The sequence below is a fragment of the Kitasatospora xanthocidica genome, from assembly GCF_014656195.1.
GTDB classification, from domain to species: domain Bacteria; phylum Actinomycetota; class Actinomycetes; order Streptomycetales; family Streptomycetaceae; genus Kitasatospora; species Kitasatospora xanthocidica.
Genome location: NZ_BNBY01000036.1, coordinates 15,879 through 28,843 on the forward strand (window position 1 = coordinate 15,879; position 12,965 = coordinate 28,843).

Sequence of the window (12,965 nt, forward strand, 5' to 3'; positions counted from 1 at the left end):
GACGGGGAAGAGGGCCATGGCAGGCGAATCCAAGTACAACGACATGAAGCATCCCGCCCTCAGGGCGGTAGTGGACAAGAGCATGCCCGATGTGGTGCTGAAGCGGGCGGCACAACTCCAGGACGCCGGCCGCGTCCTGGGGGAACTCAGCACCGCGCTCCAGGCGCACCTCGGCCAGGTCCACTGGGAGGGGCCGGCGGCCGAGAACTTCAAGACCTGGGTCGGAAACCTCTACAAGTCCGCGGACATCATCGGCCAGCACTCGACGACCGCCGGCGGTGCGATGAACCAGGCCGGTGAGGCGCTCAGCACCGCCAAGGTCGCGATGCCTCCGCTGCCGACGGACGCGATGAAGGTCGTCGCCACGTACGAGGGCCAGACCCCGCCCGCTGGAGTGGAGGCCAAGCTGTCCGTCGGCCAGTCGGTCGACAGCTACATGAAGGGGCTCCCCGGGTCGCAATGGGTGAGCGAGGCGGACTACAAGGCGGCCAAGGCCACGGTCGAGAAGGAGCGGCAGGAAGCCGTCCACCAGGTGGAGAACCTGGCTCAGGCGTACTCCGCGGCGACGGCGACCCTGAACGGGATCCCCGACGACGTGACGCTGCCGGGGACGCCGGAGACGGAGCGGAACCGGGGCGGGGAGTCGGAATACGCGGGTGGCGGTAGCTACGGCGGCGGCTCCGGCGGCTCCCTCCGGAGCCCGCGCTCGAACGTCGGAAGCGGCGGTGGCAGCTACAGCCCGTCCGGGGGCGGCAGCTACGGCGGTGGGTCGACGGCGACGTACCACCCCGGATCGGGCTCCACCGGGCCGTCCGGTACGGACCACACCACTCCCACGCCGCCGTACAGCGGTGGCCAGTTGCCGTCCGCCCCGCAGGATCCGGGCTCCTCGATCCCGCCGTCCCACCCGTCGGACCCGGTGACCCGTCCGGGCACCGGCCTGGACAGCCTGCCGACGGCGCCGACTCAGACCGGCCCGAACGGTCCCGGCGGCGGCCCCGGGCCGACGACCGGACCGACCGGCCCCGTCTACCCGAGCGGTCCCAACGGGCCCGGTGGCGGACCCAACGGTCCTGGCGGCCCGATGCCCGGCTTCCCGGTCGGGCCCGGTGGCGGCTCGGTCCAGAGCAAGGGCGGTGGCAGCGGCTACTTCCCGGGCAAGGGCGGCAGCGTCAACTCCCGCACGCCGTTCGGCGGCCAGACTCCCGGGAAGAACGGCACCCCGGGCATCCCCACCGGAACGGTCTTCGGCCCCCGTGAGGCGGGGCCGGGCGGCGGCCGGGTCGGCGGCGGGCCGAACAGCGGCAACAGCATGGGGATGCACCCCGGCATGGGCGGCGGCCACGGCGGCGGTGTCGGTGCGGGCGGCAGCTCGCGCGGCCGGGGCCTGGCCTCGACCACCGGCGGCACGGTCGGCGGCCGCAAGGGACCGACCGCCGGCGGGGAGTTCACGCCCGGTGGTACCGGCCTGCGCAACCGCGCGGCCGCAGCCGGAGCCGCCGAGGGGGGTGCCCGGTCAGGGCAGAACGGCATGATGGCGGCCGGCATGGGCGGCCACGGCGGCCGCAACGAGCGCGACCGTCGCAAGCGGGCCGACTACCTGCACGAGGACGAGGAGACCTGGACCAACGGTACGCCGCAGAGCAACCCGGACGTGGTTGAGTAGGACGGCAAACGACTGCCCGGCCACTGGGCTCTCCCGGTGGCCGGGCAGGCTTGTTCGGGGCACGTTTCCCGGTCGGTGGAAAGATTGACGAGGAGTTGTGATGGGGCGGACGAACACGCGCATGCGCTGGCGAGCGGCCGCTGCGGCGCTTCTGGCAGCGGGAGTCGTGGTCGGCCCGGTCGCGGCACCGGCGGTCGCGGACGAATCGATCCGTGCGGCTCAATGGCACCTGGATGCCATGCATGCCCCGGAGATGTGGAAGGTCTCGAAGGGCGAGGGCATCACCGTTGCGGTGATCGACGGCGGCTTCAAGCTGGACCATCCGGATCTGGTGGGGCAGTTCCTGCCGGGCAAGGACTTCAGTGGTAGTCCGGGAGGCGTGGGATCCTTCGTCGACGGACACGGCACGATGATGTCCAGCCTCATCGGGGGGACGGGGAAGAACCGCGGGGGGAACGGGGCATACGGGCTCGCTCCGGGCGTCAAGATCCTTCCGTTGAAGATTGACAACGGGTCCGGGTCCGCCGTCACGGCGGACTTCCTCGATCAGATCGGTCAGGCCGTCACCTTTGCGGTCGATCAAGGTGCCAAGGTCGTCAGCATTTCGCAGGGCGTCTCGTCGGTGACTGCGCTTCCTGCCGATGTGGCCAAGCTGAACCGGGTTCTGGCGACCGCCAGGGCGAAGGGCGCTCTGGTGGTGTCCAGCGTCGGGAATTCGGCGAAGTCGGGAAACCTGGCCGAGTATCCGGGGGCGCTTCCCAATGTCGTCGGCGTCGGGGCGATCGACCGGAACGGCACGGTGACGGAGGAGTCCGAAACCGGGCCCCAGGTCGCGCTCGTCGCTCCCGGCCAGGACACGATCGCGGCTTGTACGGCGCCTTCCGGTTACTGCACGGGCCACGGAACGTCTGATGCGACCGCACTCACTTCTGCTTCAGCCGCGCTGATCTGGTCGGTCCACAAGGAGTGGACTGCGAACCAGGTCCTGCGGGTGCTCATCAACACGGCCGGCAGGCCCAACGGTGGCGACAGCCGGACGAACGACGCGGGGTGGGGTGCGGTCCGGCCGCGGGTCGCGCTGACGGAGCCCGGTGATCCCGGGCCGGCGAACGTGTCGCCGCTCCCGGCCGATGCGGCTGCGCCGTCGACGGCTCCGTCCGTGGCGCCCACGGCTTCGGCGAGCGCGTCCGCTTCCGGGGCGTCGGTGGTGCCGAGCCCGTCCGGGGCGCCGTCTGTGCAGCCGAAGGCGGAGGGGGCTTCGGGGTCGAGCGGCGCGCTGCCGGTCGTGGGTGGTGTGGTGGCCGGGCTGGTGGTGGTGGCCGGGGTGGTGTTCGTGGTGGTGCGGCGGCGGAGGGTGGCGGGCGGGCGGTAGGTGGGGCGTGGGGTGGCGGGTGTGCGCTGGGGTCACCCGGGTGGGGGCTGGTGGGGTGGGGGCGGCGCGGTGAGGGTGGTGGTATGGATGCGGAGGGTGCCTGGCGGGTAGGGCAGTTGCGGCGGGCGGCGGTTGCGGCGCTGGTCGGGACGGCGATCGAGTTCTACGACTTCTTCATTTACGGCACGGCGGCCGCGTTGGTGTTCGGGCCGGTGTTCTTCCCGGGGCTGGGTGCGGTGGGGGCGTTGCTGGCGGCGTTCTCGGTGTACGCGGTGGCGTTCCTGGCCCGGCCGTTGGGGGCGGTGGTGTTCGGGCATTTCGGGGACCGGGTGGGGCGGAAGGCGACGCTGGTGGTGTCGCTGTTGCTGATGGGGTCGGCGACGGCGGCGGTGGGGGTGTTGCCGGGGTTCGCGGCCTGGGGGTGGTGGGCGCCGGCGGTGCTGGTGGCGTTGCGGGTGTGCCAGGGCGTCGGGTTGGGCGGGGAGTGGGGTGGCGCGGCGCTGCTGATCGCGGAGAACGCGCCGGCCGGGCGGCGGGGGCGGTACGGGGGTTTCCTGCAGTTGGGGCCGACGATCGGCTTCGTGCTGGCGAACGGGGTGTTCCTGGCGCTGCAACTCGGGCTGGACGAGCGGGCGTTCCGCGCGTGGGGGTGGCGGGTGCCGTTCGTGGCCTCGTTCGTGCTGGTGGTGGTGGGGCTGGTCGTGCGGTTGCGGGTCGAGGAGTCGCCGCTGTTCCGGTCGGCCGGGCGGGCGGGGCGGCCGCCGGTGGTGGAGGTGCTGCGTGAGCACTGGCGTCCGGTGCTGGCGGGCGGCGGGGCGATCACGGTGGGGTACGCGCTGTTCTATCTGACGACGACGTACGCGCTGGCGTACGCGACGTCGGGGCTCGGGGCGGCGAGCACGGTGGTGCTGTCGATGCTGCTGGTCGGCGCGGTGGGCATGGCCGTGACGGTGTGGCTGAGCGCCTCGTACAGCGACCGGTGGGGGCGGCGGCGGACGCTGCGGTGGGCGACGGGTCTGGCGGCGGGCTGGTCGCTGGTGCTGTTCCCGTTGCTGGAGACGGTGAGCCGGGCGCTGATGTTCGTCGCGCTGGCGGGGGCGATGGTGGTGCTGGGCTGCATGTTCGGGCCGGTGGCGGCGTTCCTGCCGGAGCTGTTCCCGACCCGGGTGCGGTACACGGGTGCCGCGTTGACGTACAACCTGGGCGGGGTGATCGGCGGTGCGACGACGCCGTTGGTGGCGACGCGGCTGACCGAGGCGTACGGGACGGCGCAGCCGGTGGGCTGGTACCTGGCGGGGCTGGGTGTGCTGGCCCTGGGGTGTCTGCGGCTGCTGCCGGAGACGACCGGCGCGGAGCTCGGGGCGGTTGACGGCGGACGCCGCCGGGCGCCCCTGCTGGGGGCGGATCCGGCGGCGTAGGGCGCGCGGGCGGGAAGGGAAGCAGGCGACAGGGCGCGGGCAGGGCGCAGAGGCAGGCCGGTCAGCCGGCCAGGGCGGCGCGGCCGGCCAGCACGACGGCGGTGTGCCGGGCGACGCGCCCGCCGAGGTGCTCGGCGGTCGCGATGTCGGCCTTGTGGACGGCGTCCGGGCCGGCGTCGGAGGGGGAGGAGGCGGCGGCGCCGCTGAAGAAGCCGAGGCGGTTGAGGTCGTCCTCGGAGGCGGTGGTGGCGTTCCAGCCGGGCTTGAGGCCGAGGTTGACCCAGTTCATGCCGTGCTGGGCGGCGAGGGTCTGGAAGTAGCCGAGGGTGCCGGCCTTGTCGCCGCTCTTGGAGGCGGAGTTGGTGAAGCCGGCCGCGACCTTGTCCTTCCAGGCGTCGGTGAACCAGCGCTTGCTGCTGGCCTCGGCGAAGACGTGGAAGGCGCCGGAGGCGGTGCCCATGTAGGTGGGGGAGCCGAAGACGATCGCGTCGGCGGCGTCCAGCTGGGCCCACTGCTCCTCGGTGATGGTGTCGACGGCGATGGTGACGACCTCGGCACCCGCGGCGGCGGCCCCGCGGGCGACGGCCTCGGCGATCACGGCGGTGTGGCCGTAGCCGGAGTGGTAGGCGAGGGCGACGGTGGGGCGGGTGGCGGTCATCGGGGCACTCCTGGGGAAGGGGGACGGGCGGGAGCCGGCACGAGGGCACGCACCAGGACGTAGTGGACGGACCGGGGGCAGGACGCGCGGTGGCGGCCCCGGTCCGTCTACGGTCTCCAATATAGACCAGGTCTCTATTGGTTACCAAGGATGGATTGGAGACCAGGGGCTACCCTGGACGGCATGACGACCGAGGAAGCTGCCCCCGCCCGGGCCGGGCAGTGCGAGGACCGACCGACGGGCGGCGGAGCGGCGGAGCAGGGGTACGACGTCTTCGCCCAGGTCTGCCCCAGCCGCGCGGTGTTCGCCGAGCTGGCGGACAAGTGGTCGCTGCTGATCCTGATGAGCCTGGCGGCCTGCGGGCCGCAGCGCTTCTCCGAGCTCCAGCGCGGGATCGGCGGGGTCAGCCGCAAGATGCTCACCCAGTCGCTGCGCAACCTGGAGCGCAGCGGCCTGCTGCTCCGCACGGTCTACCCGGAGACGCCGCCGCGGGTGGTCTACGACCTGCTGCCGCTCGGCCGCGAGCTGGCCGAGTTGGTCACGCCGCTCGGCCGGTGGACCGAGCACCGGGCCGACCGGATGCTGGCGGCCCGCGGGGAGTTCGACGCCGCGCACGCCGCGCACGCCGGGGAGTGAGCTCCCGGGAGAGGCGCGGACGGCCCGGTGCGGAGCCGATTTCCCTTCCGGGCCGACGGCCGTGTAATGTCTTCCTTGTTCGACCGGCCCGGTGAAAACCCGGCAAGCCCCTATAGCTCAGTCGGTAGAGCGTCTCCATGGTAAGGAGAAGGTCTGCGGTTCGATTCCGCATGGGGGCTCAACTGGAAGACCCCCGCCTCGTGGCGGGGGTCTTTCGCGTTTCCGCCGATCACCGCCGGCACGGGCTGGCGGGTCGGGTACGGAATGCGCTGTGATGGTGCGTCACCGGCCGACCGCCCTAGGGGTGCGGGCGCGAGCCGGACCCCGACCGGGAGGGCGTCATGGGCGTTCGACTCGTGGTGGTGGACGACCACCGGCTGTTGGCCGAGGCCCTGGCCACCGCGCTCCAGCTGCGCGGCCACCGGGTGCTCGCGGTCGGCTCCCCGGCGGCCGTCGCCGCCGATCTGGTGGCCGGGCGCCGGCCCGAGGTGTGTCTGCTGGGCGTGGCCGCACCGGGGGAGTCGGGGGCCTTCGACGGGCTTCGCCGGATCCGCCGCGAACGTCCCGAGGTGGCCGTGATCGTGCTCGGGCCGGTGGGTGAACTGCGCGGTGTGGCCGGGGCGTTCGCGGCCGGGGCGGCGGGTTACGTGCCCAGCGACGAGCGCATCGAGGTGGTCGAGCGGGCCATCGGGCGGGCCCGGGCGGGCGAGGCCGCGGTCGCGGTGGACATCCTGCGCGGCGCCTTCGACCAACTGCTGCGCCCGGCACCCGAACCGGACGACGAGGCGGTGCGGCTGCTGCGGCTGCTGACCCGCCGTGAGGTGCAGGTACTGGCCCGGATCGCGGACGGCGAGGACACCGCCGCGATCGCCGCCGGGATGCGGATCGCGGCCAGCACCGCCCGGACGCACGTCCAGCGGGTGCTGATGAAGCTCGGCGCGCGGACCCGGTTGGAGGCGGCCGCGGTGGCGGCGCGCACCGGTCTGCTGGAGCGGATGGCCGGCGGCTGAGGGCGCCCGCGACCCAGGCCGTCGGCGGGCCGTCGGCGGAGCGGCCCGGTGCGGCCGCTCGGCGGAACGGCACGCGGGCCGGGATGTTCCGGGGGCTGAGGAGTTGGTGAAAAGCCCGCGCACGGCCCCCGTGTGGTCCGGAGCACTCCGGCGGATTGGGAGAATGGCCGCAGTCGTACGCATTCCGTCGATGGCACCCGCCGACCGCGCGGACCATCGCCCGCTGGAGGTCTCAACATGAGTAAGTACCTGGTCACGGGTGGCGCCGGCTACGTCGGCAGCGTGGTGGCCGCCCACCTGCTGGAGGCGGGGCACCAGGTGACCGTCCTGGACGACCTCTCGACGGGCTTCCGCGAGGGCGTGCCGGCCGGCGCCGAGTTCGTCGAGGGCCGGATCCAGGAGGCCGGCCGGGTGCTGGACGGCTCCTTCGACGGCGTGCTGCACTTCGCCGCCTCCTCGCAGGTCGGCGAGTCGGTCGTGGACCCGGAGAAGTACTGGCGCAACAACGTGGCCGGCTCGCTGGAGCTGATCAGCGCGATGCGCGAGGCGGGCGTGCGCAAGCTCGTGTTCTCCTCGACCGCCGCCACCTACGGCGAGCCGGAGGCCGTGCCGATCGCCGAGACCGCCCGCACCGCGCCGACCAACACCTACGGCGCCACCAAGCTCGCGGTGGACCACCTGATCACCAGCGAGGCCGTCGCGCACGGCCTGGCCGCCGTCTCGCTGCGCTACTTCAACGTGGCCGGCGCGTACGGCGCGTACGGCGAGCGGCACGACCCCGAGTCGCACCTGATCCCGCTGGTCTTCCAGGCCGCGCTCGGGCAGCGCCCGCACATCGCGGTGTACGGCGACGACTACCCGACCCCGGACGGCACCTGCATCCGCGACTACATCCACGTCGCGGACCTGGCCGACGCCCACCTGCTGGCGCTGGACGCCGCCAAGCCGGGCGAGCACCTGATCTGCAACCTGGGCAACGGCAGCGGCTTCTCGGTGCGCGAGGTGATCGAGTCGGTCAAGCGCGTCACCGGCAAGGAGATCCCGGTGCGGGTGGAGGGCCGCCGGGCCGGCGACCCGGCGGTGCTGGTGGCCTCGGCCGCCCGTGCCCACGAGGCGCTCGGCTGGACCCCGCGCCGTCCGAACCTGGACGACATCGTCGCCGACGCCTGGAAGTTCACCCTGGAGAAGAACGGCCGCTAGGCCCGCAGGCCACGGCGGCCGGACACCGCAGACCGCCGTGGACGCCGCTCCCGTACGCCCCGGGAGCGGCGTCCGGGCCCGGCGCCCGCGTCCGGCGTCCGGACCATCGGAGCACCGGCCGGTGGGCAAACCCCGCCACTCACGCACCTTCTGACGAAACTTCACCAAATCGCCACGAGGGCCTTTCCCGACCCCGTACGCTGAGATCGGTACCGGTTGGGGGGCCGGCGCCCTTTCGACCTCACCGGCCACCGGTGGGCGGGCGGATCGGCAGGCCGGAACGCGGACGCCGGACCGGTCCCCGCTCCCGGGCTCGGGCGGTCTGAGCAGGGGGAGGGACGATGGGGCGGATTCGCGTCCTGGTGGTCGACGACCACCGGATCTTCGCCGAGGCACTGGCCGCGGCGCTCGCCGCCGAGCCCGACGTGGAGGTGGGCGCGGCCGGCAGCGCGGCGGCGGCCGAGCGGGCGATGGAGCGCGCCGCCACCGAGGGCCGGCCCTACGACGTGGCGCTGATCGACGCCGACCTCGGGGCCGGCGGCGCCCTCGGTCCGCCGGGGGCGGCTCCGCCGACGGTGCGCAGACGGCCCGGTACGGAGTCCGTCGAGGAGGTCCGGCGCCGGGCGGTCCCGCCCCTGCCGCCGCCGCGCCGGCCGGCCGTACCGCCCGGGGTGCCGTCCCCGCTGTCGTCCGCTGTGCCGGGTGTGCCGCCGGTCGGCGCCCGCCCGGACCCGGTCCGGGTCGATCAGCTCAGAACCACCGCCCCGCCGCCCGACGGCATCACCCTGTTGGCCCGGCTCCGCCGGGCGCACCCCGGGCTCCGCGCCGTCGTCCTGGCCACCGCCGACGATCCGCACCGCGCCGCCCGCGCCCTGCACGCGGGTGCCACCGGCTGGGTGGCGAAGGAGAGTTCACTGGCCCGGCTGCTCGCGGTGGTCCGGGGGGTGCTGCGGGACGAGACGCACCTGCCGCCCGCGCTGCTCACCGGGGTGATCCGCGAACTCACCACCGCCCGCCGGGACCGCACCGAGAGCGAGCGGCTGGTGGACACCCTCACGCCGCGGGAGAAGCAGATCCTGCGCTGCATGGTCGCGGGCCTGGGGCGCCAGGCCGTCGCGGAGCGGCTCTACCTGTCGCCGCACACCGTCCGGACGCACATGCAGAACGTGCTCGGCAAGCTCGGGGTGCACTCCACGCTGGCCGCCGTCGCGGTCGCCCGCCGGGCCGGGGTCAGCCCCGCCGAGCCGTCCGTGCCACCGCCGCCGTCCGTGGCGGCCACCGTCGAAAGGCCGTGACGAAGGGCTCGGGCCGGCTGTGGTCGCGGGTCAGCCCGGGATGTTGTCGAACGGGGCGACCAGCTGCCGCAGCAGCGCGGCGAGTTCGGTCTGCTGGCCGGAGGTGAGCTGGGCGAGCAGTTCGCGCTCGTGCGCGAGCAGTCCGGCGAGCGCCTGGTCGGCGCGGTCGCGGCCGTCGTCGGTGAGCCGGACCAGCACGCCGCGCCGGTCGTCCGGGTCGGGCAGCCGCTTGACCAGGCCCTTGCCGGTCAGCCGGTCGATCCGGTTGGTCATGGTGCCGGAGGTGACCAGGGTCTGGGTGAGCAGCTGGCCGGGGGAGAGCTGGTACGGGGAGCCGGCCCGCCGCAGGGCGGTCAGGACGTCGAACTCCCAGGGCTCCAGGCCGTGCTCGGCGAAGGCGGTGCGGCGGGCGCGGTCCAGGTGCCGGGCGAGCCGGCTGACCCGGCTGAGCACCTCGAGCGGCTCCACGTCGAGGTCGGGGCGCTCCCGGCGCCACGCTGCGACCAGCCTGTCGACCTCGTCCTCCATGACGATCAGTGTATCGGTGGATGTGTCGATGTGAAGTCTCTTGACATCGAGAAATGTGCCAGCGAGGCTACATCGAGATATCTTGATGTCGAGATACCTGCGAGGTGAACCATGACCACCCCCGTCTGGGACCCGGAGCAGTACCTGCGCTTCGCCGACGAACGCACCCGCCCGCTGCGCGACCTGCTCGCCCGCGTCCCCTCCCTCCCGCACCCCGGCGAGGAGTCGATCCTCGACATCGGCTGCGGCCCCGGGAACTCCACCGCCGTCCTCCGCGAACGCTGGCCGCACGCCCGCCTCACCGGCGTCGACAACTCCGCCCCGATGCTCGCCACCGCCCGTACCGAGGGCGAACCCACCGCCGACTACCTGCTCGCCGACGCCCGCGACTACGACCCCGCGCCGGCCCGGCCGGACCTCGTCGTCTCCAACGCCACCCTGCAGTGGATCGACGGCCACCTCGGTCTCCTGCCGCGCTGGGCCGCCGCCCTGCGCCCCGGTGGTGCCGTCGCCTTCCAGGTCCCCGGCAACTTCGACGCCCCCAGCCACACCCTGCTCGCCGACCTGCGCCGCGGCCCGCGCTGGCGCGCCCTGCTCGGCGAGGACCCGGTCCGCGCCGGCGTCCACCCGCCCGAGCGCTACCTCGACGCCCTGGGCGCCGCCGGCTGCGAGCCGGACGTCTGGGAGACCACCTACCTCACCCCGCTGCCGGGACCGGACCCGGTTCTGGAGTGGGTCAAGGGCACCGCGCTGCGCCCCGTCCTGACCCGGCTCGCCGACCCGGAGGACCGGGCCGCCTTCCTCGCCGAGTACGGGCGGCTGCTGCGCGAGGCCTACCCGGCCGGGCCGTCCGGGACGGTCTTCCCGTTCCGGCGGATCTTCGCGGTGGGGGTCAAGCGGTAGGCGGGATCGAGCGGTAGGTAGTAGGGGGCGAGCGGTACGCGGGGGCCAGGCAGTTGGGCCGGGCCTCAGCCCGTGCGGTCGCCGACCAGCCGCGGGTGCCGCTCCAGGCCCTCCAGCCCGTGCCAGGCGAGGTTCACCAGGTGCGCCGCCACCGTCGCCTTGTCCGGCTTGCGGACCTCCAGCCACCACTGGCCGGTCAGCGCGACCATCCCGACCAGCATCTGCGAGTACATCGGGGCCAGCCGCGCGTCGAAGCCGCGGGACTTGAACTCCAGGCCCAGGATGTCCTCCACCTGCGTCGCGATGTCGCTGATCAGCGAGGCGAAGGTGCCGGTCGACTGGGCCACCGGGGAGTCCCGCACCAGGATCCGGAAGCCGTCCGTCGAGGTGTCGATGTAGTCCATCAGCGCGAAGGCCGCCTGCTCCAGCAGCTCGCGCGAGTGCCCGCCGGTCAGCGCCCCCGTCACCATGTCCAGCAGCAGCTGCATCTCGCGGTCCACCACCACCGCGTAGAGCCCCTCCTTGCCGCCGAAGTGCTCGTACACGACGGGCTTCGACACCCCGGCGCGCTCGGCGATCTCCTCCACCGAGGTGCCGTCGTAGCCGCGCTCGGCGAAGACCGTCCGGCCGATCTCCAGCAGCTGCTCGCGCCGCTGCTTGCCGGTCATCCGGACCCGGCCGCCCCGGCGGCGCGGGGCGGCGGCACCCCGCTCCGCGGCCCCCTCGGCGGCCCCGCCCGTCGGTGCAGCGGCCCGCGGACGGGCCGGCGCCTTGGCGGGGGCCGCGTCCGTCCGCGTGCTCTGGTGACCGCCTGTGCTGTCTGCGCTGCTCCCGTTCACCCCTACATCATGCTGGAAGCGACGCCTCATGCGGCGCGGCGGGCGGCGATCCGCTGCGCGTCCGGCCAGCGGACGTCCCGGACCCAGCCGGCCAGCTCGAACCAGCGGATCAGCCGGGCGGAGGAGTCGATCTGTCCGCGGAGCACCCCGTGCCGGGCCGCGGTCGGGTCGGCGTGGTGCAGGTTGTGCCAGGACTCGCCGCAGGAGAGCACCGCGAGCCACCAGACGTTGCCGGAGCGGTCCCGGGAGCGGAACGGGCGGCGGCCGACGGCGTGGCAGATCGAGTTGATCGACCAGGTGACGTGGTGCAGCAGTGCCACCCGGACCAGCGAACCCCAGAAGAAGGCGGAGAGCGCACCCGTCCAGGAGAGCGTCACCAGGCCGCCGACCAGCGGCGGGATCAGCAGCGAGATCAGGGTCCAGAGCCAGAACAGCCGGGAGATCCGCCTTATGGCCGGGTCGCGGACGAGGTCCGGGGCGTACTTGAGCTGCGGGGTCTGCTCCTCGTCGAACATCCAGCCCATGTGCGCCCACCACAGGCCCTTCATCAGCGCCGGGAGGCTCTCCCCGTAGCGCCAGGGCGAGTGCGGGTCGCCGTCCTTGTCGCTGAACCGGTGGTGCTTGCGGTGGTCGGCCACCCAGCGCACCAGCGGGCCCTCGACCGCGAGGCTGCCGACGACGGCCAGGGCGAGGTGCATCGGGCGGGAGGTCTTGAACGCGCCGTGGGTGAAGTAGCGGTGGTAGCCGATGGTGATGCCGTGACAGGTGAGGAAGTACATGCCGACGGCGATCGCGAGGTCCGTCCATCCCAGGCCCCAGCCCCAGGCCACCGGCACGGCGGCCAGCAGCGCGGCGAACGGCACGAGGATGAACAGGCCGAGCGCGATCCGCTCGGCCAGGCCCTGCTTCTCCCCGCCACGGGTGGCGGACAGCTGGGTGGCTGCGGTGTCGGGGTCGGGGTCGGGGGACGAGGTGCCGGACGCGGTGGTCCCCGCGTTCGCCTCGCCGGCCTGGATGGTCATGGGAGTGTCCTCTGCGGCGTCCCGGAACGGGAGAAGCGGAGCCTACGTCGGCGTAACCTACGGCATCGTAGGTTGCGCTCCGCGTCGAGGGGAACACATCGCAGCGCGGCGCTTGAGTGAATTCACCCGACTGGATGGATGAACCCGGGACCGGGTGGTTCGGCCGTCCGGCGGCGGATCGGAGCCCTGCGGATCGGTGCAAGTCGATACCCACGGCGGGGTCCGCTCGGGTAGGGTCTGACACGACTGTCCGCCGTGGTGTAATGGCAGCACAGGGCCCTTTGGAGGCCTTTGTCTGGGTTCGAATCCTAGCGGCGGAGCCTCTGCACGCCTCCGGTTCGGGCGTCTTCCCCCGCGCCGGTATTGTCGGTGCTGCTCGGCGGACTGTGCGTATGGCGACCGGCCTGGGTCCCGGCCG

12 protein-coding genes and 2 tRNA genes are annotated in these 12,965 nt (G+C 73.5%); 10 read left to right on the top strand and 4 right to left on the bottom strand.

Annotated features, from left to right (window positions below; all coding sequences use genetic code 11):
• Positions 1-16: 16 nt before the first annotated feature.
• From IE332_RS42095 to IE332_RS35840, 3 genes are all read left to right on the top strand, one after another.
• Complete coding sequence (locus IE332_RS42095; RefSeq protein WP_189924942.1) at positions 17-1,666, top strand: WXG100 family type VII secretion target; 1,650 nt, start codon at positions 17-19, stop codon at positions 1,664-1,666.
• Between the two features lie 100 nt (positions 1,667-1,766).
• The gene (locus IE332_RS35835) at positions 1,767-3,038 is read left to right on the top strand and encodes a S8 family serine peptidase (RefSeq protein WP_189924944.1); all 1,272 of its coding nucleotides are present in this window, start codon (positions 1,767-1,769) and stop codon (positions 3,036-3,038) included.
• 83 nt (positions 3,039-3,121) lie between these two features.
• Entirely contained in the window at positions 3,122-4,456 is a 1,335-nt protein-coding gene (locus IE332_RS35840; protein ID WP_189924945.1) for an MFS transporter, read from the top strand.
• A 61-nt stretch (positions 4,457-4,517) separates the two neighbouring features.
• On the opposite strand, the gene IE332_RS35845 is transcribed toward IE332_RS35840, so the two are convergent.
• Positions 4,518-5,114, bottom strand: a complete 597-nt coding sequence (locus tag IE332_RS35845; protein WP_189924947.1) for a flavodoxin family protein — start codon at positions 5,112-5,114, stop codon at positions 4,518-4,520.
• Between the two features lie 183 nt (positions 5,115-5,297).
• On the opposite strand from IE332_RS35845, the gene IE332_RS35850 reads away from it, so the two are divergent.
• The 5 genes from IE332_RS35850 to IE332_RS35870 all read left to right on the top strand — a co-directional run bounded on the left by IE332_RS35850 (position 5,298) and on the right by IE332_RS35870 (position 9,255).
• Entirely contained in the window at positions 5,298-5,750 is a 453-nt protein-coding gene (locus tag IE332_RS35850; RefSeq protein ID WP_189924950.1) for a winged helix-turn-helix transcriptional regulator, read from the top strand.
• 106 nt (positions 5,751-5,856) lie between these two features.
• Positions 5,857-5,929, top strand: a tRNA-Thr gene (locus tag IE332_RS35855).
• Positions 5,930-6,091: 162 nt separating this feature from the next.
• Entirely contained in the window at positions 6,092-6,760 is a 669-nt protein-coding gene (locus IE332_RS35860) for a response regulator transcription factor (RefSeq protein WP_189924952.1), read from the top strand.
• 237 nt (positions 6,761-6,997) lie between these two features.
• Positions 6,998-7,960: a UDP-glucose 4-epimerase GalE gene (galE, locus tag IE332_RS35865; protein ID WP_189924954.1), complete on the top strand. Its 963-nt coding sequence runs from the start codon at positions 6,998-7,000 to the stop codon at positions 7,958-7,960.
• Positions 7,961-8,301: 341 nt separating this feature from the next.
• Positions 8,302-9,255 (top strand): LuxR C-terminal-related transcriptional regulator, encoded by a 954-nt coding sequence (locus IE332_RS35870; RefSeq protein ID WP_189924956.1) that lies wholly within the window; start codon positions 8,302-8,304, stop codon positions 9,253-9,255.
• A 30-nt stretch (positions 9,256-9,285) separates the two neighbouring features.
• On the opposite strand, the gene IE332_RS35875 is transcribed toward IE332_RS35870, so the two are convergent.
• Positions 9,286-9,783: a MarR family winged helix-turn-helix transcriptional regulator gene (locus tag IE332_RS35875; protein WP_189924958.1), complete on the bottom strand. Its 498-nt coding sequence runs from the start codon at positions 9,781-9,783 to the stop codon at positions 9,286-9,288.
• 111 nt (positions 9,784-9,894) lie between these two features.
• On the opposite strand from IE332_RS35875, the gene IE332_RS35880 reads away from it, so the two are divergent.
• Complete coding sequence (locus IE332_RS35880) at positions 9,895-10,686, top strand: methyltransferase domain-containing protein (protein ID WP_189924960.1); 792 nt, start codon at positions 9,895-9,897, stop codon at positions 10,684-10,686.
• A 65-nt stretch (positions 10,687-10,751) separates the two neighbouring features.
• Here IE332_RS35880 and IE332_RS35885 read toward each other — a convergent pair whose 3' ends face one another.
• Together IE332_RS35885 and IE332_RS35890 are read right to left on the bottom strand one after the other, a co-directional pair.
• The gene (locus tag IE332_RS35885; protein WP_045710789.1) at positions 10,752-11,354 is read right to left on the bottom strand and encodes a TetR/AcrR family transcriptional regulator; all 603 of its coding nucleotides are present in this window, start codon (positions 11,352-11,354) and stop codon (positions 10,752-10,754) included.
• Positions 11,355-11,551: 197 nt separating this feature from the next.
• Positions 11,552-12,547 carry an acyl-CoA desaturase gene (locus IE332_RS35890; RefSeq protein ID WP_189924964.1) on the bottom strand — a complete coding sequence of 332 codons (996 nt, stop codon included), beginning with the start codon at positions 12,545-12,547 and terminating at the stop codon, positions 11,552-11,554.
• 249 nt (positions 12,548-12,796) lie between these two features.
• Between IE332_RS35890 and IE332_RS35895 the strand changes: the two genes are divergently transcribed.
• Positions 12,797-12,867: transfer RNA gene (locus tag IE332_RS35895), tRNA-Gln, on the top strand.
• The last annotated feature ends 98 nt before the right edge of the window (positions 12,868-12,965 follow it).